The sequence below is a fragment of the Embleya sp. NPDC056575 genome, from assembly GCF_042793325.1.
Classification (GTDB): Bacteria; Actinomycetota; Actinomycetes; order Streptomycetales; family Streptomycetaceae; genus Embleya.
In genome coordinates, this window is sequence record NZ_JBHTVA010000084.1 from 23,718 (window position 1) to 43,643 (window position 19,926).

The window sequence follows — 19,926 nt, forward strand, 5'->3', positions numbered from 1 at the left end:
GCCAACCATTCTAATTGTTAACCCAGAAAACGATGTTCGGACAAGCACACCGAGACCCTTCGATCCGGGACACCTTCCGCGCCGAACCCGGCCGGATACGCGACGGTCACACCGGCGCGGTGGCCTGCGACCACTACCACCGCCGGGCCGAGGACGCAGACCTGATGGCCGGCCTCGGCGTGGACGCCTACCGCTTCTCCATCGCCGTGGCCCCGTGTGCAACCCGACGGCCGGGGCCGGCCCACTCCGGCGGGCCCGGACTTCTACGGTCGCCATATCACCGCGGTCGCCGCGGCGGGCAAAGCGGGAATCGACGTGCGCGGCTATTACGTGTGGTCCCTGCTCGACAACTTCGAATGGGCCGAGGGCCATCACCAGCGCTTCGGCCCGATCCATGTCGACTTCGCGACCGGGACCCGCATACCGAGGGCGTCGTATCACCGGCTGCGCGAGCGCATCGACGTCGGGTGGCCCGGATAACGCCCGGCACGGGACATGGACACGTGTGGGAGCGCGCAGGCGCGCAATCCTCACCCTTCCGAGTGAAATTGCGTGTCCTGACCCCTGGGCCAACCGATGACGTCACCCGGGAGGGCGAACGGCGCCTTTTTCTTTGGCGACAAAACCTTAGAGTTGCCGCGCCGCCATGAAATCCCCGGGCGGTGCGGCGGAGCCGTGCCCGGAATTCCCCGGTGCGGCGGGACGCCGATTCGATTACCCCGACGTCCCCGGTGAAGGGCAATTCCATGGTCAAGCACGGATTTCGCAAGGCGGCAGTGATCGCGACCGCGGTCATCTTCGGCTCGATGGCCTCGCTCTACATTCCCGCGGCACGCGCCGCGCAGACGCCCCGAGAGCCGCTGACGCCGGACAGCTTCCTGCCCGCGCAACTGCTGTTGCCCTTCCAGAGCCCGGTCTTCAACGCCCAGGGCGCGGTGCTCTTCGGCTGACCGCGCCGGGTGGCGGGGGAGCGCCCTCCGGTGTATGGGCCGATGCGGGCGGCCCAAGGACCGGGGCGGGCGGCGTGCGGGCCGCGGCGGCGTACGATCCGAGACGGACGGTGCACGGACCGATACCGGCGGCGGTGTACGGGCCCATGCCGGCGGCGCTGTACGAACACCCCTGCCGGCCGGGCCCTCCACGCCCGGTGGGCGATCCCGGAGGCGGGGAAGTCGCGGCGGTGCGGGCCGCGACCTCCCCCTCCACCCCGGGATCGCCCCTGGGCGCTCGGCTACTTCAGCTGCCCGGCGATCGCGGCCAGGCCCTCGGCGGCGTACTTCTCGTCCAGGTCGCCGGCGGGGGCACCGGCCACCCCGATGCCCACGATCGGGGCGCCGTCCACCGCCACCGGCACCGCGCCGGCCAGGAACAGCGTGCCGGGGATGTCCCGGAGCGAGGCGCCCGGCGCGGTCACCCGCTGGGCCAGGGCCGAGGTCGGCGCGTTCCAGGACACGGCGGTGTACGCCTTGCGCCGGGCCGACTCCTCCGACTGCGGGCCCGCGCCGTCGCCCTTGAGCACCACGCGCGTCGAGCCGTCGCGGGCCACCACGACCACGGTGACCTTCTGGCCGTCCTTCTCGGCGGCGTCGAGCGCGGCCTGCGCGGCCTTGCTCGCGGCGTCCACGCCCAGCGTCTTGACCTGCACCACGGCGGGCGCCGGACGCGCGTCGTGCCGGGCCTCGGTCGCGCTCGGCACCTGCGCCGCCGCGACACCGGCGGTGACCGCGCCGACCGCCGCCAGCGAGAAGACCCCGGTCAGCACCCGACCACGCGTGGAAAAGTTGCTCATCGCCCTACCTCTTTCGCATCTCCCGCGACCGTCCCGCGTCGTCTCCGAGCGGTGGTCGTCGGGTGGTTTACCCGATGCCTCCACCCTCCCGGCCGCGCGCCCGCCGGCCATCGGCAAAGCCGCCGGTCCCGGCACGCCGGTCGGGCGGTGCGAAGATCAACCGATCGGCCGATCCGCGCCCGGGCGAACCGGCCCACGGTGGAGACGACCGTCGATCCGCGCGCCGCGCGCGATCGAGCCGACCGGGACAGGGAACAGGTACGTCGTGCCCCGACAGCGAACACAACCGTGGCCGGTCCGGCACGCCGGGTTGGTGATCCACGCGGGATTCCTGCTGCTGCTCGCCGCGTCGCTGGGCCGCTACACGGTCCGGCACGGCACCGACGGCCGGGCCCCGTGGGTGTTCGCGCTCGCCGCGCTGCTCGCCGCGCTCTACCTGGCCGGCCTGGCGCTGCCGCCGGAGCGTTCGCCCGCCCGACTGGCCTGGCTGGCCGCGGTGCTCGCCGCGTGGCTGGCGCTGGTCACCGCCGCGCCCAGTTTCGCGTGGTGCGCGGTGCCGCTGCTGTACACGGGCCTGCGGGTGCTGCCGACCCGCGCGGCGATCGGCACCGTGGTACTGCTGACGACGGCCGTGGTGATCGCCCAGTATCGGCTCGCCGACACGGTCGACCCCAGCCTGTTCCTCGGCCCGCCCGCGGTCGCCGCGATCGCCACGGCCGTGTTCACCCGCATGCGCAGCGACCAGGAACGGCTGCGCGCCACCGCCGCCGAACTGGCCGTCAGCGAGCGCCGGGCGGGCACGCTGGCCGAGCGCGAGCGGTTGTCCCGGGAGATCCACGACACCATCGCCCAGGGCACCTCCAGCCTGCGCATGTTGCTCCAGGCCGCCGACCGCGCCTGGGACGGCGACCCGGCGGCGGCCCGCGCGCACGTACGCCGGGCCGAGCAGGTGGCGGCGCTCGGCGTCGAGGAGACCCGCCGCTTCGTTCGGGACCTGGCACCCGTCGAACTGGCCGACGCCCCCGGCCTCGCGGGCGGCCTGGCCCGAGTCGTCGACCGCTTCCGCGCCGACGACGGGCCCGACGTCGCGCTCGCCGTGGACGGACACCCCCGCCCGCTGCCCGCGCCGGTCGAGGCCGCGCTCACCCGGACCGCCCAGGGCGCGCTGGCCAACGTACGCGAGCACGCCCGGGCCCGGGCGGTGCACGTGACCCTCACCTACCTGCCGGACCGGGTCGCCCTGGACATCCGCGACGACGGCGTCGGCTTCGACCCGACCCTGCCCCGCGCCGGCGACCTGCGCGGCTACGGCCTCCCCTCGCTGCGCCGCCGCTTGGCCGAGGTCGGCGGCGAACTCACCGTCGAAAGCGCCCCCGACGAGGGCACCGCCCTGGCCGCCACCGTCCCCGACGCCGCGGCCCCCACGACCCACACCTCGCCCCCGCCCGCCGATCCCGACCCCGGAGCCGCCCCGTGACGCCGATCCGTCTCGTCGTCTGTGACGACCACGCAGTGGTGCGGGCCGGGCTGCTCGCCCTGTTCGCCGGTGAGGACGGGATCGAGGTGATCGGGGAGGCGGCCGACGGCGAGGAGGCGGTCCGGCTCGCCGCCGCACTGCGCCCCGACGTGGTGCTGATGGACCTGCAACTGGTCGGCGGGATCGACGGCGTCGAGGCCACCGGGCGACTGCTCGCGCTGCCCGAGCCACCGCACGTCCTGGTGTTGACCATGTACGACACCGACGCGGACGTCTCGCGCGCGATCGAGGCGGGCGCGGCCGGCTACCTGCTCAAGGCGGGCAGCCCGGAGGACCTGTTCCGGGCGGTGCGCGACGCCGCCGCGGGGCGCACCGTACTGGCCCCGGAGGTGGCCGCCCGCCTGTTCAGCCGGATGCGCAAGCCGGACGACACGCTCACCGCCCGCGAGGTGGAGATCCTGCAACTGCTCGCGCGCGGCGTCGGCAACGCGGAGATCGCCCGCCGGTTGTTCATTTCCCAGGCCACGGTGAAGACCCACCTGGGCCACATCTACGCCAAGCTCGGCGTGGACACCCGTACCGCCGCGGTCAGCGTCGCCACCGAGCGGCGGCTGATCCGGCTGACCTGACGGACCGTCACCCAGGGCCTCGGCGGCCTTGCCAAGGCAACCTCCACACTCCATAGTGCTAAACACAGTCAAGCATCCAGTGTGCGGAGTGTGCCATGCCTTTCGGACCCGACACCACCACCGACGAGGTCCTGGCCGGCCTCGACCCGGGCGGTCGCACCGTGCTGATCACCGGCGGCACCTCCGGTCTGGGTCGGGAGAGCGCGCGGGTGCTCGCGGCGGCCGGAGCGCGCGTGGTGGTGACCGCGCGCGACGCGGACAAGGGCCGGGCGGCGCTCGCCGAACTGCCCGACGGCGTCGAGTACGCGGTGCTCGATCTGACCTCGCTCGCCTCGATCCGCGCGGGCGCCGCACAGGTGCGCGAGCGGTTTCCCCGGGTGGACGTGCTGATCAACAACGCGGGCGTGATGGCCACCCCGTTCGAGCGCACCACCGACGGCTTCGAGCTGCAGTTCGGCACGAATCATCTCGGCCACTTCCTGTGGACCAACCTGCTTGTGCCGACCCTGGGCGCGGGCGCGCGCGTGGTCAACCTCAGCTCCGCCGGACACCTCGCCTCCGACGTGCGCTGGGCCGACCCGAACTACGAGAGCGCGCCGGAGGAGTACCACCCCTGGACGGCGTACGGCGCGTCCAAGACGGCGAACATCCTGTTCACCGTCGAACTGGACCGCCGGCTGCGCGAGCGCGGCGTGCGCTGCTACGCGGTGCACCCGGGCATGGTCGCGACCAACCTCGGCCGATACCTGACCCCCACCGCCGGGCGTGAGTTGCACAAGAAGGTCACCGCCGCCAAGATGCCGCCGCTCAAGCGGGTGGAGAGCGGCGCCGCGACCCAGGTGTGGGCGGCGACCGCGCCCGAACTCGCCGACGTCGGCGGGGTGTACCTCGCCGACTGCGCGATCAGCGCCGAGCACGCGCCGTGGGCGCGCGACGTCGCCGCGGCGGCGCGGTTGTGGACGCTGTCCGAGGCGCTGGTCGGCCAGGACTTCCCCGGGTGAGGGTCTACACCGGGATGGACCCCCGGCTGCCGCTGCGCGAGGTGCCGGCCTACGCGCGGCGCGTCGAGGCGGCCGGATTCGACGGGCTGGGCGTCGCCGAGACCGTGCACGACGCGTTCGCCGTGGCGCTGCTCGCGCTGGAGCACACCGAGCGGATCGTGGTGCGCACCTCGGTGGCCCTGGCGTTCGTGCGCTCGCCGCTGCTGAGCGCGTACGGCGCGTGGGACCTGGCCCGATTCTCCGGCGGACGGTTCGAACTCGGCCTGGGCAGCCAGGTCCGGCAGAACATCGAGGACCGGTACGGGATGCCGTGGTCGGCGCCGGTCGAGCGGATGCGGGACTACCTGGGCGCGCTCCGGGCCGCCTTCGAGGCGTTCCGGACCGGCGAGCCGCCCGCGCACCACGGCCCGCACCACCGACTCACCCGGATGCAGCCCTACTTCAACCCCGGCCCGGACCCGGACACCGCGCCGCCGAGGATCCTGCTCGGCGGGGTCGGCCGGGGGATGTGCGCCCTGGCCGGCGAACTCGCCGACGGGCTGGTCACCCACCCCACCAACTCGAATCCGCGCTACCTGCGGACGCTGGCCCGCCCGGCCGTGGCCGAGGGGCGCGCCCGCGCGTCGGCCCCGCGCCGGTTCGAACTCGTCGCGGGCACGCGGCTGATCGCCGGTCCGGATCGGGCCGCGCTCGACGCGGAACGCGAGCGGCAGCGGCGACTGTTCGCGTTCCTGTACTCCACGCCCGCGTATCGCGGCACGCTCGACCTGTACGGCTGGGGCGAACTCCAGGGCCGACTGGGGGCGATGATCCGCCGTGACGCGTGGGCGGAGATGGGTCGGCTGGTCACCGACGAGGTGCTGGACACGCTCGTCCCGATGGCCACCTACGAGGAGTTGCCGGACCTGATCACCGCGCGCTGGGCCGGTCTGGCGGACGCGGTCACCGTGCCGCTGCCGGGTGATCCGGCGCACGACGGGCGGATCCGGGACGTGGTGCGCGCGCTGCGCAGGGCGTGAAACGGCGGTCGGGGCGCGGCGGTTGGCCGGGCCGCCCGGGCGGGTGGAGCGGGGGCGACGGACCCGCGAGCGGGGGGAATGCCCGCGGGCCCGCCTTCCTCGGCGGCGCACTGGGGGGAGGTGCACGCCGCCGGCCACCCCGCCGGTACCGTCCCGGGCCCGGCGGGAGCTTGAGGCCACGATGCCCGGTCGACGGCCCTTCGCGCCGGAGGATCGCCAATTCCGGTCCGCAGCAATCCGCAATCCGGTCCACCTGACGAGGATTGGACCTTTTGCGGCGGTCCGATCATGCGAAGAATGGGAAGTGGCCCGTCGTTCCGCGAGCCGATTCCATCGTGTCGTCGGGAGTGTTTCGTGAACGCGTACGTCGCATGGTTCCTCGTCCTGTTCTCGGCGGCGATCGCCCTGCTCGGGCCCCGCTACGGCGTCGACTCGCGCGACGGCGCCGACTGGTCCGCGCCCGGAAAGCGCCGCCGGCCGTGAGCGCCGCCCGGAGCGGGGCCTCGCGGACGAGATATCTGACGGATGGTCAGATTTGCCGGGTCGCACCCGTACAGGCGGCCTACAACGGCGAATTCCATCGGGTGATCTTCCGGCGGGGGGCACTCCCGGTCCTTCACCGCGACCGCTAGCATCCGCGCTGAGGAGCTGCCGGAAAGCCGAGCGCGCGGAATCCGCCGAACCCGGGAAAGCGGGGGTCGGGGTGGGCCGTCCGGTGCCGTCCGGTATCGAGAGCCGCAGCCCACCCGGGGGTCCATCTCCATGCACAGCGTCATTCGCCGTCGTCGCCCGCGCCCTCGGTCTCTCGGCACGGGACTGTTCGCGGCGGCGATCGTGCTCGCCGCCCTCGCCCCGGTGGCCGCCGCGGCCGCGGCGCCGGCCGGCATCCGCTCCCGACCCGCCGCCCCGACCGAGCCGGGCGGCAGCACGCAGGTGCAGACCCCGGTCACCGGGGCCGGCGACCATCGGATCACCGTGCCGGCCGGCGCGACCGCGATGACCGCCACCGTGTACGGCCGGGCGGTCGGCGGCATCCAGGGCACGTCGGTGGCCGGCTCCGCCGCGGTGTCCGCGGGCGGTTCGCTCCAGGCCGGCGCGACGCTGGTGGTACGGATCGCCGACGGCGCCACGACGTTGTTCTCGGTCTCGGCCCCGATGCCCTGGCTGCACGCGCCCGCGGCGGGCGCCGGAGTGCCGTACGCCGATCCGTTCGTCTTCCCCGGCGCGCAGACGTCCGCGACCGGCGGCGTCGGCGACGGGCACGCGCTGCTGTCCTTCACCGTGCCCGCCGCGCGAGTGGGCGACGTGCCGCCGGCCGTCGACTTCGGCGCCTCGCCCGTCGGGCAGAAGGCCACCCGCAACCTGCCGATCACCGTGAGCGGTGACGTGCCGTTCATGATCTCCGCCGCGACCGCGGACGGCCCGTTCGCGATCGACCCCGGCGGCACCACGTGTGCCTTCGGCCCGGACACCAACGTGCCCGGCGGGTCCTCGTGTTCGTTCGCCGTCGTGTTCACCCCGACCAAGCGCGGCGCCGCAGCCGGCAAGCTCACCCTGACCGGCAACATCCCGGGCGGCAGCCGCACGGTGACCCTGGCCGGGGTGGGCAGCGGCAAGCCGGGCGCCCCCGGCGGGTTGTCGGTGACCGCCGGACAGGGCCAGGCCGTGCTCTCCTGGATGCCGCCCGCCGACACCGGCGACAGCCCGCTCACCAACTACCTGATCCACCGCTCGACCAACGGCGAGGCCGCCGCCGGCGAGCCGCTCGCCACCCTCGGCGCGGACACCCTGACCTACACCGACCAGGGCCTGGACAACGGCACGACCTACTCGTACACGGTGAGCGCGGTCAACGCGGTCGGCGAATCCGATCCCTCCGCCGCCGTCGACGGCGTGCCCTCGGCCGCACTGGTGCTGCCGGCCGCCGCGCTGCCGCCGGCGACCGTCGGCCGCGCCTACACCGCCAAGCTGGCCGCCCAGGGCGGCACCGCCCCGTATCACTGGATCGCCGACGACCCGCTGCCGCCGGGCCTGGCCCTGGACCCGGACAGCGGAGTGATCACCGGCACGCCGACCGCGGCCGGCGAGACCGGATTCGGCGTCACCGTCTCCGACAACGCGCCGGCCAAGCACGAGGCCAAGGCCCGGTTCGGGATCACCGTGACCGCTGCGGTCGAGGCCGCCGGGCCCGCGCGCGCCGCCCTCGCGCCGGGCGACGGCGGCGGTGGCGGCAGCGCGGGCCCCTCGACCTGGCTGTGGGCGATACTCGGCGGCGCCGGCCTGATCGGCGTGGTGATCGCGGTGCGCCTCCTCCGAGCCCGCCGCGCCTGAACCACCGCGTAACCCGAGGGCCCGGCCGCACCCGACCGGCCCTCGTCCCGGCCCGGTCGCGCGCATGCCCCGGCCCGGGCCGGCCGCGCCCGAGCGGTCTCTCCCACCCCGGCCCGATCCGCCCGATGCCCGCCGGTCCCCGGGACGGGATCGGGGCCTCCGCCCCGGGGCCCGGCGTCCGAGCGGCGTTCTGCCCCGGGTCGACCCGCCCGGGCGTCGCGGACGGGGGCGCGGGTCGCGAATACTGTGTCCTCTGTCCTCCGGGGGAGCACCCCCGACCCCAGCCGCAACCCCCGTGGGCGGATCGGCCCGCGGGAAGACGGCGCCGGCGACGCATACGATCGTCGACGCGTCGTCCACCGTGGGCGCAGACCTGTGTCACGTCACAAGGAGCATCTCTATGCCCGCGCCGGCAGGCGACCCCCAGGCCAAGGAACACGAGCTCGCCGCGGAACAGGGCCACGTCGACCGCTCCTACGAGCGCCTGGAACACATGCGCGACGAAGCCCAGGCACTGCTGCGGCAGGGCTACCGGCAGGCACAGGTCGGCACCCGCGCGGCCCTGGTCGAGCGCGACGTCATGGTCTACCGCGCCGAACTGTGGGCCCGCTCACTCGACGCCGCCGACGACGGCCTCGTCTTCGGCCGGCTCGACCAGCTCGACGGCGAGACCCGGCACATCGGCCGGATCGGCATCCGCGACGAGGACAGCGAGGTGCTGGTCGTCGACTGGCGCGCCCCCGCCGCCGAGGCCTTCTACCGCGCCACCCCCGACGACCCGCGCGGAGTGATCCGCCGCCGCGTCCTGCACTGCCGGGGCCGCTCGGTCGTCGACATCGAGGACGACCTGCTCGACCCGGACGCCGCCGGCGACATGGTGATCATCGGCGACGGCGCCTTCCTGGCCGCGCTCTCCCGCACCCGCGACGGCTCGATGCACGACATCGTGGCCACCATCCAGCGCGAGCAGGACGAGGCGATCCGGGCGCCCATCGACGGCTCGGTGCTGGTCCGCGGCGGCCCGGGCACCGGCAAGACCGCCGTCGCGCTGCACCGCGTCGCGTACCTGCTCTTCCAGTACCGCCGCCGGTTCGGCTCGCGCGGCGTGCTCGTGGTCGGCCCCAACCCCCGCTTCACCGCCTACATCGAACGGGTCCTGCCCTCCCTCGGCGAGGGCGGCGCGGTGCTGCGCTCCCTCGGCGACCTCGTCGACGGGGTCGAGGCGGCCTACCACGACGACGCCGCGGCGGCCCGGCTCAAGGGCGCCGCCGTGATGAGCGGGCTGCTCCGCCGCGCCGTGGCCGACGTGCCCGCGGGCGCGCCGACCGAGTTCGCCATCTCGCACCGCGGCACCCGGATCGTGCTCGACCACAAGGCGCTGCGCCGGATCCGCCGCGAGGTGCTGGCCAAGAACCGCGGCGGCCCCAACACCGCCCGCCTCCAGGTGGCCCGGCAACTGCTCACCGAGCTGTGGGGCAGGCTGCTCTCGCGCGGCGCCGGCCGCGGCGAGAAGGACGCCTTCCACGAGGACGTGGCCGCGCGCGACGAGTTCGCCGCGTTCCTGCGCGCGTGGTGGCCGCTGCAGCGACCGGTGGACGTACTGGCGGGGCTGGCCGACCCCGAGCGGCTGCGCCGCTTCGAGCGTGACCTGACGCCCGAGCAGGTGGCCGTGCTGGCCGGCTCCTGGGCCCGGACCGCGCGTACCGGCGAGGTCTCCTTCCACGACGTGGCGCTGATGGACGAGCTGGCCGGGCTGCTCGGGCCGCTGCCGCGCAAGCGCACCCCGGCGCACGGCAGTCCCGACGAGGACAACCCGTACGTGGTGGACGGCCGGGACATCTTCAGCGGCGAGACGGTCGGCCGGGACGTGCCCGACGAGATCACCGAGGTGACCACCTACGCCGACCGCATGTCCGGCGGGCGCGGCGCGCGCCGGGCGCGCGAGGAGGACGAGGACGAGCCGGTCGAGTACGCGCACATCGTCGTCGACGAGGCGCAGGACCTGACCCCGATGCAGTGGCGGATGCTCGGCCGCCGCGGCCGGCACGCGACCTGGACCATCGTCGAGGACCCCGCGCAGAGCGCCTGGGAGGACCCGAGCGCGTCGGCCGAGGCGATGGCCGCGGCGCTGCGCGAACGCCGCCGGTACGAGTTCGAGCTGACCACCAACTACCGCAATCCGGTCGAGGTGGCCGACGTCGCGGCCCGCGTGCTGGTGCGCGCGGTGCCCGGGGCCCGACCGTCGCGGGCGGTGCGCAGCGGCGGCGAGCCGCCGACCGTGCACGCCACGGCCGGGGAGCGGACCGGTCCGGTGGTGCGCAAGCTGGTGCGCGAACTCCTCGACGCGGTCGAGGGCACCATCGGCGTGGTCACCCCGGTCGGCGCGACCGAGGACCTGGCGGCCGACCTGGCCGGCCTGGACGCGCGCGTGCAGCTGATGGACGCGCTCGACGCCAAGGGCCTGGAGTTCGACGTCGCGGTGATCGTCGACCCGCGCGGGATCGTCGAACAGTCCCCCAACGGCATGCGCACGCTCTACGTCGCGCTGACCCGGGCCACCCGGCTGCTTGCCGTGGTCACGGGGGATCCGGATTGGACCGCGGAACTGCTGGGCATCGAGCCGAGCTGAGGTTCCCGGGCACACCCGGAAGCCGGGCCCGCGGCCGGCTGTCCTCAAACGCCGGACGGGCCGGACCGCATCGGTCCGTCCGGCGTTCGGGTGCGGGACACACCACCCACGCACATCTCGCGCAGCGGATCGATCACGCTGTCCGGGCGCTCGGTGCAGACCATGTGGCCGCAGTCGGCGGCGATGTGCAGCGTGGCGTCGGGCAGTTCGGCCGCCAGCGCCCGACTGTGCGCGAGCGGGGTGAGGCGGTCGTGCGCGCCGACCACGATGTGCACGGGTACGGTTCCCAGCGCCGCCAGCGCGCCCGCCTTGTCGTGCCGGGCCAGCGCCGGGAAGAAGCCGCAGACGGTGGTCATCGGCGTCGCGAACAACATCCGCGCACACTCGCGCACGAGGATCGGATCGGCGTCGGGACCGAACAGGCTCCGGCGCACGACCCGCAGGTGACCCGGCCGGTCCGGGCCCGGGAGCAGCGTGCGGCCCCGGGTGAACACGCGCGGATACCGCTGTCCGAACGCGAAGAACCGGGTCTGCGCGACCGACCTGAGCCGCACCGACGCGGGAAACCCCCGGCCGGTCGGTACCAGGTCGCCCGCCGACGTGCCGACCAGGACCACCCCGGTGATCCGCGACCCGAACAGCTCCGGCCGGGTGGCGGCCAGCGCCATGATCGTCATACCGCCCATCGAGTGCCCGCACAGCACGACCGGGCCGCCGGGGGCCATCGCGTCGATCACGTCGGCGAGATCGTCGCCCAGCAGGTCGATGGTCCAGGGCAAGGCCCGCCCGGCGGTGGATCGCCCGTGTCCGCGATGGTCGTACGTGACCACCCGGACACCCGCCGCCACCAGCGCCTCGACGTGGGGGCGCCATACCTCGCCGTGCAGCGTCCAGCCGTGCGCGAAGACCACCGTGACGGCCGCGTCCGGCGGCCCGGCCACCCGCGCGACGAGCGCCGCGCCGTCGCCGGTGTGGATCGTGGTGTCGTGCCGAAGGAGAGTCCCGGTGCCCCCGGTGTCCGTCGCCATGTCCGCCTCCCGCGCGTGCGCCCCTCCGCTACTTTCTACCCACCGGTAACGGGGTCCGAATACCCCTCCGCCGACAAAGCCGGCGCCGATCCCACCCCGTCGGGGGAGGAGAGCGCGGGCCCGGCCGGGATCGGCGTGCTCGACCCCCGCCGCCGGGACACCACCCGCACCAGCGGTTCGAAGACCGAGCCGAGCAGCCGCGAGCCGACGTCGATCGCGGTGGCGTCCGCGCCGACGAACACCCGGGACCGGCCGCGCCGCACCCCGCTCAGGATGATCCGCGCCGCGCGCTGCGCCGAGGTGCGCGAGACCGAGTCGTGCAGGGCCACCACCCGGCCCTTGTCGTGCCCGGCCGCGGCGCGCGAGTTGCGCGCGATGTTCGTTCGGATCCCGCCCGGATGCACGGTGGTCACCCCGACCCCGGAGCCCAGGACCCGCTGCTCCTGGCGCACCGACTCGGTGAAGCCGCGCACCGCGTACTTCGCCGCGCAGTAGGCGCTCTGCGACGGCACGCCGAACAGGCCGAACACCGAGGAGATGTTGACCAGGTGCCCGTCGGGCGAGCGGCGCAGGTGGGGGAGGAAGGCCTTGGTGCCGTACGCCACGCCCCAGAAGTTGATGCCCATCAGCCACTCGAAGTCGTCCCAGGACATCTCCTCGACGCCCGCGGTCAGCGCCACTCCCGCGTTGTTGACCACCAGGTCCACCCCGCCGAAGCGCGCGGCGGTGGCGTCGGCCCAGGTCAGTACCGCGGCCCGGTCGGCCACGTCGAGGACTTCGGTGTGCACCTCGCGTGCGCCGAGCCGGGCGGCCCGTGCCGCGGTCTCGGCCAGTCCCTCCGCGTCCACGTCGGCGAGCGCGAGGCGCGCGTCGTGCGCGGCCAGTTCCGTCGCCAGTGCCCGGCCGATGCCCGATCCCGCGCCGGTGACGACGCACACCCGTCCGGTGAAGTCCCGTATCACGCGTACTCCCTGGGGATAATCGGATAATCCGATAACTGGCCTTTGCAGCCCGTCGAGGCGCCGCCCGCATGGGTCGACGCCGCCAATCGGAGGCTACTGAGGGCCGTGAGCGGCACGGAAGAGCGGGTACGAGCCGGCCGGCGGGCGGAAAGCGCGCCGGGACCGAGACGCGGATCCGGGGCACGCGACCGGACCGGTGATCGAAGCGCGCGACCGGGCCGCGTGACCGAGGCGCATGATCGCGGCGCGCGTGGCGGTCCGGGTGCGGGGGAAGGTCCGCGTGGTAGGCAGGGGATGATCGGGCGCACGAAAGGGGTGCCGCCCGCCGCGCCGGATGAGGAGTACGACGATGGCCGGGACGCAGTACCAGGTGGTCCAGGACGGTGCGGGACGGCCCACGGACACGCCCTGTGCGCACCTCGACACACTGCCCGAGGGCGTGCGGGCGGGCTCGAGCGAGGGCTGCGAGGACTGCCTGCGCGACGGCACGCAGTGGGTGCATCTGCGGGAGTGCCTGTCCTGCGGGCACGTCGGCTGTTGCGACAGCTCGCCGAACCGGCACGCGAGCGCGCACTGGCGCGAGGTCGGCCATCCGCTGGTGCGCTCGTTCGAGCCCGGCGAGGACTGGGCGTGGTGCTACGCCGACGAACTGGTCGCGGTACCCGTGGACTGACCCGGCGGCGCCCGGGCCCGGGCGGGCCGCGTCGTGCCCGGGCGATTGTCGGTGGGGCTGCCTAGACTCGGCCGCGTGGTCGATGAAGCCCCAATCCGCGGGAGATTCCGATGAGTGACCTGGTGGCGACGGACGGCGCCGACGTGGTCGAGGAGCAGTTCGAGCCGTTTCGGGTCGAGCTCACCGGCTACTGCTACCGGATGCTGGGCTCGGTCTTCGAGGCGGAGGACGCGGTCCAGGACACCATGGTCCGCGCCTGGAAGAGCTTCGACCGCTTCGAGGGCCGCTCGTCGGTGCGCTCGTGGTTGTACCGGATCGCCACCAACGTGTGCCTCGACAGCCTCAACGGGCGCGAGCGCCGGGCCCGCCCGATGGACCTGTCCTCGCCGGTGCCCGCCTCTTCCGCGCTGACGCCGGCCCGACCCGAGGCCACCTGGATCGAGCCGATCCCCGACGGCCGGGTCGTGCCGAGCGTGGCCGACCCGGCCGAGGTGGCGGTCGCGCGCGAGAGCGTACGACTGGCCTTCGTCGCCGCGCTCCAGCACCTGCCTCCGCGCCAGCGCGCGGTGCTGATCCTGCGCGAGGTGCTGGCCTGGAAGGCGAGCGAGGTGGCCGAACTGCTCGGCAGTTCTGTCGCCTCGGTCAACAGCGCGTTGCAGCGCGCCCGAGCCGCGCTCGCCGAGAACGAGGTCACCGCGACCGACCCGGTGCGGCCGATGGACGAGGAGCAGCAGTCGCTGCTCGCCCGCTATGTGGACGCCTTCGAGCGCTACGACCTCGACTCGCTCACCGCCCTGCTGCGCGAGGACGCGACCTTGTCGATGCCGCCGTACGAGCTGTGGCTGCGCGGGCACGCCGACATCCGCGAGTGGTTCCTGGGCACCGGTATAGGTTGCCGGGGTTCGCGCCTGGTCCCGATCGTGGCCAACGGCACGCCCGGCTTCGGCCAGTACCGCCCCAGCCCCGGCGGTGGCTTCGAGCCGTGGGCGCTGCAGGTCATCGAGATCTCAGAGGGACGGATCATCGGCCTCAACTCGTTCCTGGACGTGCCACACCTGTTCCCGCTGTTCGGCCTCCCGGCGACACTCGACGCGTAGCCCCGCCGCCCTCGGACCGGCCGGGACGATCTCGTCCAGGCCGGTCAGGGTGAGCAGGTCGCGCAACTCGCCCGACGCGCCGCGCAGACGGATGCATCGACCGAGTCCGCGCGCGGTCAACTGGAGGCGGGCCAGCGCCTCGATCACGGCCAGGTCCGGGCGGACCAGGGCGCTCACGTCGCACGGGAAGGGGTCGGCCCGCTCGCGGTGGAGCAACTCGACCAAACGCGCACACAGGCCGGGCACATCAGCGCGGGTGAGTGGGGCGTACACGATCAGTGCGGCGACGGGCTGCGAGGTGGCTGGTTCGGCTGATTGGGGTGGTTCGGGTGGTTCGACCATCGACGACCTCCTGTGACGACGCTGTACCCGGTTATGACCGTTCCGCCGGCCGAAACTCATCACGGGCCGTGGGCCCGGGGCCGCGCGGCGACTGCGAAGGGTCGGTCAAATCCCTTGTGAAGTGGTCGGTTTGGGTGTCGTAGGCTGACGCCGTACCGACTTCGAGGGGATGACACGTTGTCCGAGCAGGACTGGGCGCCGACCGGGATCGACATCAGTCGTCCCCATCCTGCCCGTGTGTACGACTACCACATCGGCGGCAAGACCAACTATCCGGTCGATCGTGAGCTGGCGGAACGGTTCATCGCGGTCGCCCCCCAGACCTCGGTCACCGCCCTGGACAACCGGGCCTTCCTCGGGCGCGCGGTCCGCTACGCGGCCGAGCAGGGCATCGACCAGTTCCTCGACATCGGCACCGGGATCCCCGCGCCGGGCAACACGCACGAGGTGGCCCAGGAGATCGTGCCCTCGACCCGCGTGGCCTACGTGGACAACGACCCGATCGTGCTCGCGCACGCCCGCGCGCTGATGCCCGCCACCGATCGCGGCCGGACCACGTTCACCATGGGCGACGTGCGCGAGCCGGAGAAGATCCTGGCCGCCCCCGAGGTGCGCGAGGTGATCGACTTCGACCGCCCGGTGGGGCTGCTCCTGGTCGCGATCCTGCACTACGTGGCGGACGCGGAGGACCCGGCGGGCATCGTGAACCGGCTGCTCGACGCGGTGCCTTCGGGCAGCCTGCTGATCGCCTCGCACACCACGTCGGACTTCCTGCCGCCGATCTCGGCGGAGCGAGTGCTGGAAATCAACGACGACGCCGAATTCATGCTGCCACGCCCGCACGCCACGATCGCCGGCTACCTGACCGGCGTCGACCTGGTCGAACCCGGCCTGGTCCAGGCCCCGTTGTGGCGCCCCGCGGAAGGCGCCGACCTCTCGCCCGAACGCCTGTCCCAGTCCTGGATCTACACCGCGGTCGGCCGCAAGAACTGACCACCGAACCCGCCAACCCGCCGGTGCGTGAGGGTGCCGGGGGGTTGCGGGGGATGCGCCGGGGCGGCTACGGGGACGTGATCGGGGTCGCGGAGTGGGACTTGAGGGGGTAGTCCTGGGCGGCTTCCAGGTGGCGGACGGATTCGCGGTAGACCTCGGTTTCGTCGCCGGCCTCGATCAGCGCGATCAGGTGCTCGTGTTCGCGAAGTCCCGCGCGTCGCACCCGCTCGCCGGTGTCGGCCAACGCGTCCCGGGCCCACTCCTGTTCCTGCTGCGCCCACAACACCTCGACCGCGCCCAGCAGGATCTTCATCGTCTCGTTCCCGCACAGCAGCACCAGCGCCTCGTGGAAGTCGCGCGCCGCCCGGATGAACGCCGGCCCGTCCGCCACGGCCCGCTCCATCCGCGCGTGCACCTCGCGCAGCCACGGCACCACCTCGGTGGCCCGATCCGGCCGTGCCGCGCACAGCGCCGCGCACACCGGCTCCAGCCGCCGCAGCGCCTGCGCCAGGTCGTCCAGCCGGACCTGGCGCGCGTGCATGACCATGCCGAACATGTGCGCCGCGTCGGCCGGTTGCGGGACGTGTACCACCGCGCCGCCGGTGTTGCCGCGCTTGACGGTGATCAGGCCCTCGGTCTCCAGGATCCGAAACGCCTGGCGCAGCGTGGTGCGCCCGACGCCGAACTCGGCGATCAGGTCGTCCTGTTTGGGCAGCATGTCGCCGTCCCGGAGCGGGCCGTCCAGGATTCGGCGGCGCAGCCGGCGGGCCAGTTCGTCCGCGATGCCGGCGTTGTGCAGGGACCGTTCGGCGCCGGCGCGGACCGGCTGCGCCGCGGGGTTCACGCCGGTACCGCCACGGCCAGTTCGGCCGCCTTCGCGACCTGGGTCGGGGTCAGCTCGCGGACGGCCGCGGCGTTGGCCGCGATCTGTTCGGGGCGGGTCGCGCCGACCAGGACCGAGGCCACCTCGGGCTGCGCGGCGAGCCAGGACAGGGCGAGTTCGAGCAGGGTCAGCCCCTGCCCCTCGGCGTAGTCGGTGAGCCGTTCCACGACGGCGAAGTTCTCGTCGGTGGCCACCGCCTGCGCGAAGCGCGGGATGGCGCCGAACCGGCTGTCCTCGGGAAACGCCTCGCCGCGCCGGTACTTGCCGGTCAGCAGACCGGAGGCGAGCGGGAAGTAGGGGATCACGCCGACGCCGAAGTGCCGTGCGGCGGGCACCAGTTCCCGCTCGATGGTGCGGTCGAGCAGGCTCCACTCCAGTTGCGCGGCGACGAACCGGGTACCGCCGGCCAGGTGCGCGGCGTCGGCGAGTTGCCACGCGGTCAGGTTGGACGTACCCGCGTAGCGCACCTTGCCGGCCCGGACCAGGTCGTCGAGCGCGCCCAGCGTCTCCTCGATCGGGGTGTCGGGGTCGGCGTAGTGCTGGTAGTACAGGTCGATGTGGTCGGTGCCCAGGCGCCGCAGGCTCGCCTCGCAGCCGCGCACCACGTGCCGGCGCGAGGAGCCCCGGCCGTACGGCCCCTCGGCCACCTTGGCGCCGAACTTGGTGGCCACCACCACGTCGTCGCGGCGACTGCCCAGCGCCTTGCCGAGCAGCACCTCCGACTGCCCCCCGCCATAGACGTCGGCGGTGTCGAACAGGGTCACACCCGCCTCGATCGCCGCGCCGACCACCTTGTCGGCGCCGCCCTGATCGATGCGCATGCCGAAGTTGTTGCAGCCCAGGCCGATGGTGGAGACCTTCAGACCCGACTTGCCCACCGTGGTGTATCGCACGCCCTGCTCCCGTCGTCTTGTCCGCCCATCATAGCCATGATAGCTATGACGCATCATCACCTGACACACCGTCAGCCACGCCCGCGATCGCGGCACCACCACGAGGGTAGGCACACTCATGCGCAAGATCCCGTACGCCGGCAGCGTGCACGACCAGGCCGAGATCGACGCCATGCTGGCGGTCCTGAACGGACCCCCCTCGGCGATGGGCATCGGCGCCAACGTCGCGGCCATGGAGTCGCGCGTCGCGGAGTTGTTCGGCAAGCACAACGGCCTGATGTGCAACTCGGGTTCCTCCGCGCTGTATCTGGCGATCGAACTGCTGCGCCTGTCGCCCGGCGACGAGATCATCACCTCCACGCTGACCTTCTCCACGGACATCGCGCCGATGGTCAAGGCGGGCCTGGTGCCCGTGCTCGTCGACGTCGAGCCGGACACCTACCAGATCGACCCGGCCCGGATCGAGGCGCTGATCGGCCCGCGCACCCGGGCCATCCTGACCCCCAACCTCGCGGGCAACGCCCCCGACTGGGACACGATCCGGGCGATCGCCGACCGGCACGGCCTGAAGGTGGTCGAGGACTCCTGCGACGCGCTCGGCGCCACCCTGCGCGGCACCCCCACCGGCACCCGCTCGGACATCTCGGTGACCAGCTTCGCGATGTCGCACATCATCACGTGCGCCGGCAACGGCGGCATGGTGCTCACCGACGACGAAGACCTGCGCGACCGCGGCCTGCTGCTGCGCCGCTGGGGCCGGCGCAGCGAGGTGCAGCTGTTCGGCTCCAAGCGCGGCAATCGCGACTTCTTCGAGGAGATCGACGGCGTTCTGTACGACAACCTGTTCATCTTCGACGAGATCGGCTGGAACTTCGAGCCGTCCGAGCTCGGCGCCGCGTTCGGTCTGGCCCAACTCGCCAAGCTGCCCCGCTTCCTGGCCACCCGTCGGGAGCATTTCGCGGCCCATCACGCCTACTTCGACGCCCGGCCGGAGTTCACCGCGCCGAGGCAGACCGAGGGCCTGGAGACGGGCTGGCTCAACTTCCCGATCCTGCTGAACGACGACGTCCCGTTCAGTCGGGGCGAGATGCAGTCCTGGCTGGAGCGGCGCGGGGTGTCCACGCGCACCGTGTGGTCGGGCAACATCCTGCGCCAGCCCGGCTTCAAGGACATCGTGCACCGCGCCGACCCGGCCGGCTACCCCCACGCGGACCGGGTGATGGAGCGCGCGCTGATCGTGCCGATGAACCACCGGATGGATGCCGGCGACGTGGCCTACATCCACGAGCAGGTCGACGCGTTCCTGGCGAGCCGCTGAAACGGCGCGGCGCGCGGCGACGGGCGGGGCCGGGCGCACGTCGCACCCGGCCCCGCCCTCGTGTGTGCCGGCGTCCGGACCTCGGTCCTCCTGCCGGATCGCCTCGCCCTCGCGGGCAGGGTAGTTGTCCAGTGGATATCGACCGGAACAACATATTTAGCTGACATATTCCACTTGTCAACTACTGGCTATGATGGACGGATGCACACTCCCCCGAGAGCCGCATCCCCCACCCCTTCGACGACCACACCCTTCGACGACCCCCGCATCACCGCGATGGGCCTGCTCGTGGAGGTCTACACCGGCCTGATGGATCGTCTCAGCCCACAACTGGGCGAGCACGGCCTGTCCACGGTGGACTTCAACGTATTGGTCCGCCTGGCCCGGTCCTCGGAACAGCGCCTGCGGATGAGCGATCTCGCCGCACAGACGTCGCTGTCCACCTCAGGGGTGACCCGAGTGGTGGACCGCCTGGAAAAGGAAGGACTGGTCGCCCGCGAGAACTGTCCCACCGACCGCCGGGCCCTGTTCGCGGTGCTCACCCGCGACGGCGCGGACCGGATCGGCGGTGTCCTGCCCGGCCACGTCGAACTGATCCAGACCTGGCTGCTGGATCCGCTGGCCAACGGTCAGCTCGACGGCCTCCTCGACGGCCTCCGGGTGGTGCGCGACACCGCCAACCCGGGTGCGCGAGCGGGCATCACGTCCTGATTCCGCGGCCTTGAAGCGGTAACTCGAAACCGCCCAAACCCGTGGCCGCGGGGGTCACGGGAAGCGCGACGAGACCCCGAAACACACACTCGCCACCGGCGGAAATCGCCGACATTGCAGGGGAGAAGAGTCCGGCCCCGGTCGCCAAGGC

Annotated in this window: 19 protein-coding genes and 2 pseudogenes; 15 read left to right on the forward strand and 6 right to left on the reverse strand. The window is 73.2% G+C overall.

What is annotated here, in order from left to right; genetic code table 11:
• Positions 1-32: 32 nt before the first annotated feature.
• The 3 genes and pseudogenes from ACFRCG_RS41525 to ACFRCG_RS41535 all read left to right on the forward strand — a co-directional run.
• Positions 33-146, forward strand: a pseudogene (locus ACFRCG_RS41525) (family 1 glycosylhydrolase); the annotation flags it as partial.
• A gap of 127 nt (positions 147-273) precedes the next feature.
• Positions 274-480: pseudogene (locus ACFRCG_RS41530) on the forward strand (family 1 glycosylhydrolase); the annotation flags it as partial.
• A gap of 251 nt (positions 481-731) precedes the next feature.
• On the forward strand, positions 732-950 hold the full coding sequence (locus tag ACFRCG_RS41535; RefSeq protein WP_380041375.1) for a hypothetical protein: 219 nt from the start codon (positions 732-734) through the stop codon (positions 948-950).
• Positions 951-1,231: 281 nt separating this feature from the next.
• Here the strand turns inward: ACFRCG_RS41535 and ACFRCG_RS41540 are convergent, their stop codons facing one another.
• Entirely contained in the window at positions 1,232-1,789 is a 558-nt protein-coding gene (locus ACFRCG_RS41540) for a heme-binding protein (protein ID WP_078978721.1), read from the reverse strand.
• Positions 1,790-2,054: 265 nt separating this feature from the next.
• Here ACFRCG_RS41540 and ACFRCG_RS41545 point away from each other — a divergent pair, with 265 nt between their 5' ends.
• The 7 genes from ACFRCG_RS41545 to ACFRCG_RS41575 all read left to right on the forward strand — a co-directional run bounded on the left by ACFRCG_RS41545 (position 2,055) and on the right by ACFRCG_RS41575 (position 10,875).
• Positions 2,055-3,266, forward strand: coding sequence for a sensor histidine kinase (locus ACFRCG_RS41545; RefSeq protein WP_380041377.1), 1,212 nt, complete (start codon positions 2,055-2,057; stop codon positions 3,264-3,266).
• Positions 3,263-3,895 carry a response regulator gene (locus ACFRCG_RS41550; RefSeq protein WP_380041379.1) on the forward strand — a complete coding sequence of 211 codons (633 nt, stop codon included), beginning with the start codon at positions 3,263-3,265 and terminating at the stop codon, positions 3,893-3,895. The genes ACFRCG_RS41545 and ACFRCG_RS41550 overlap by 4 nt, the downstream gene beginning before the upstream one ends.
• 95 nt (positions 3,896-3,990) lie before the next feature.
• Complete coding sequence (locus ACFRCG_RS41555; protein WP_380041381.1) at positions 3,991-4,896, forward strand: SDR family NAD(P)-dependent oxidoreductase; 906 nt, start codon at positions 3,991-3,993, stop codon at positions 4,894-4,896.
• Positions 4,893-5,915, forward strand: a complete 1,023-nt coding sequence (locus ACFRCG_RS41560; RefSeq protein ID WP_380041383.1) for a TIGR03617 family F420-dependent LLM class oxidoreductase — start codon at positions 4,893-4,895, stop codon at positions 5,913-5,915. The genes ACFRCG_RS41555 and ACFRCG_RS41560 overlap by 4 nt, the downstream gene beginning before the upstream one ends.
• Positions 5,916-6,269: 354 nt before the next feature.
• Positions 6,270-6,398 carry a hypothetical protein gene (locus tag ACFRCG_RS41565; RefSeq protein WP_380041385.1) on the forward strand — a complete coding sequence of 43 codons (129 nt, stop codon included), beginning with the start codon at positions 6,270-6,272 and terminating at the stop codon, positions 6,396-6,398.
• 279 nt (positions 6,399-6,677) lie between these two features.
• On the forward strand, positions 6,678-8,246 hold the full coding sequence (locus ACFRCG_RS41570) for a putative Ig domain-containing protein (RefSeq protein ID WP_380041387.1): 1,569 nt from the start codon (positions 6,678-6,680) through the stop codon (positions 8,244-8,246).
• A 400-nt stretch (positions 8,247-8,646) separates the two neighbouring features.
• Positions 8,647-10,875 carry a HelD family protein gene (locus ACFRCG_RS41575; protein ID WP_380041389.1) on the forward strand — a complete coding sequence of 743 codons (2,229 nt, stop codon included), beginning with the start codon at positions 8,647-8,649 and terminating at the stop codon, positions 10,873-10,875.
• Positions 10,876-10,919: 44 nt separating this feature from the next.
• Here ACFRCG_RS41575 and ACFRCG_RS41580 read toward each other — a convergent pair whose 3' ends face one another.
• Positions 10,920-11,903: an alpha/beta fold hydrolase gene (locus ACFRCG_RS41580; RefSeq protein ID WP_380041391.1), complete on the reverse strand. Its 984-nt coding sequence runs from the start codon at positions 11,901-11,903 to the stop codon at positions 10,920-10,922.
• Positions 11,904-11,938: 35 nt separating this feature from the next.
• Positions 11,939-12,865, reverse strand: a complete 927-nt coding sequence (locus ACFRCG_RS41585; protein ID WP_380041393.1) for an SDR family NAD(P)-dependent oxidoreductase — start codon at positions 12,863-12,865, stop codon at positions 11,939-11,941.
• A gap of 349 nt (positions 12,866-13,214) precedes the next feature.
• Between ACFRCG_RS41585 and ACFRCG_RS41590 the strand changes: the two genes are divergently transcribed.
• Positions 13,215-13,538, forward strand: a complete 324-nt coding sequence (locus ACFRCG_RS41590) for a ubiquitin carboxyl-terminal hydrolase 14 (RefSeq protein ID WP_380041395.1) — start codon at positions 13,215-13,217, stop codon at positions 13,536-13,538.
• A 110-nt stretch (positions 13,539-13,648) separates the two neighbouring features.
• The gene (locus ACFRCG_RS41595) at positions 13,649-14,635 is read left to right on the forward strand and encodes a sigma-70 family RNA polymerase sigma factor (protein WP_380041397.1); all 987 of its coding nucleotides are present in this window, start codon (positions 13,649-13,651) and stop codon (positions 14,633-14,635) included.
• Here the strand turns inward: ACFRCG_RS41595 and ACFRCG_RS41600 are convergent.
• A complete protein-coding gene (locus ACFRCG_RS41600; protein WP_380041399.1) occupies positions 14,546-14,977 on the reverse strand; it encodes an STAS domain-containing protein in 432 nt (143 codons plus the stop codon). The two genes, ACFRCG_RS41595 and ACFRCG_RS41600, sit on opposite strands and share 90 nt — an antisense overlap.
• Positions 14,978-15,154: 177 nt before the next feature.
• Here ACFRCG_RS41600 and ACFRCG_RS41605 point away from each other — a divergent pair, with 177 nt between their 5' ends.
• Positions 15,155-15,970 (forward strand): SAM-dependent methyltransferase, encoded by an 816-nt coding sequence (locus ACFRCG_RS41605; RefSeq protein WP_380041401.1) that lies wholly within the window; start codon positions 15,155-15,157, stop codon positions 15,968-15,970.
• Between the two features lie 67 nt (positions 15,971-16,037).
• On the opposite strand, the gene ACFRCG_RS41610 is transcribed toward ACFRCG_RS41605, so the two are convergent.
• Both ACFRCG_RS41610 and ACFRCG_RS41615 read right to left on the reverse strand, forming a co-directional pair.
• The gene (locus ACFRCG_RS41610; RefSeq protein WP_380041403.1) at positions 16,038-16,814 is read right to left on the reverse strand and encodes a FadR/GntR family transcriptional regulator; all 777 of its coding nucleotides are present in this window, start codon (positions 16,812-16,814) and stop codon (positions 16,038-16,040) included.
• On the reverse strand, positions 16,811-17,746 hold the full coding sequence (locus ACFRCG_RS41615; RefSeq protein ID WP_380041405.1) for an aldo/keto reductase: 936 nt from the start codon (positions 17,744-17,746) through the stop codon (positions 16,811-16,813). The genes ACFRCG_RS41610 and ACFRCG_RS41615 overlap by 4 nt, the downstream gene beginning before the upstream one ends.
• A gap of 118 nt (positions 17,747-17,864) precedes the next feature.
• On the opposite strand from ACFRCG_RS41615, the gene ACFRCG_RS41620 reads away from it, so the two are divergent.
• Positions 17,865-19,064 carry a DegT/DnrJ/EryC1/StrS family aminotransferase gene (locus tag ACFRCG_RS41620; protein ID WP_380041407.1) on the forward strand — a complete coding sequence of 400 codons (1,200 nt, stop codon included), beginning with the start codon at positions 17,865-17,867 and terminating at the stop codon, positions 19,062-19,064.
• A gap of 201 nt (positions 19,065-19,265) precedes the next feature.
• Positions 19,266-19,775, forward strand: coding sequence for a MarR family winged helix-turn-helix transcriptional regulator (locus tag ACFRCG_RS41625; protein ID WP_380041409.1), 510 nt, complete (start codon positions 19,266-19,268; stop codon positions 19,773-19,775).
• Positions 19,776-19,926 lie beyond the last annotated feature (151 nt).

Coding starts and splice junctions, on each gene's coding strand:
- ACFRCG_RS41540 (WP_078978721.1), bottom strand. CDS start 1,789: ATGAGCAACTTTTCCACGCGTGGTCGGGTGCTGACCGGGGTCTTCTCG.
- ACFRCG_RS41555 (WP_380041381.1), top strand. CDS start 3,991: ATGCCTTTCGGACCCGACACCACCACCGACGAGGTCCTGGCCGGCCTC.
- ACFRCG_RS41570 (WP_380041387.1), top strand. CDS start 6,678: ATGCACAGCGTCATTCGCCGTCGTCGCCCGCGCCCTCGGTCTCTCGGC.
- ACFRCG_RS41575 (WP_380041389.1), top strand. CDS start 8,647: ATGCCCGCGCCGGCAGGCGACCCCCAGGCCAAGGAACACGAGCTCGCC.
- ACFRCG_RS41580 (WP_380041391.1), bottom strand. CDS start 11,903: ATGGCGACGGACACCGGGGGCACCGGGACTCTCCTTCGGCACGACACC.
- ACFRCG_RS41590 (WP_380041395.1), top strand. CDS start 13,215: ATGGCCGGGACGCAGTACCAGGTGGTCCAGGACGGTGCGGGACGGCCC.
- ACFRCG_RS41595 (WP_380041397.1), top strand. CDS start 13,649: ATGAGTGACCTGGTGGCGACGGACGGCGCCGACGTGGTCGAGGAGCAG.
- ACFRCG_RS41600 (WP_380041399.1), bottom strand. CDS start 14,977: ATGGTCGAACCACCCGAACCACCCCAATCAGCCGAACCAGCCACCTCG.
- ACFRCG_RS41620 (WP_380041407.1), top strand. CDS start 17,865: ATGCGCAAGATCCCGTACGCCGGCAGCGTGCACGACCAGGCCGAGATC.
- ACFRCG_RS41625 (WP_380041409.1), top strand. CDS start 19,266: ATGCACACTCCCCCGAGAGCCGCATCCCCCACCCCTTCGACGACCACA.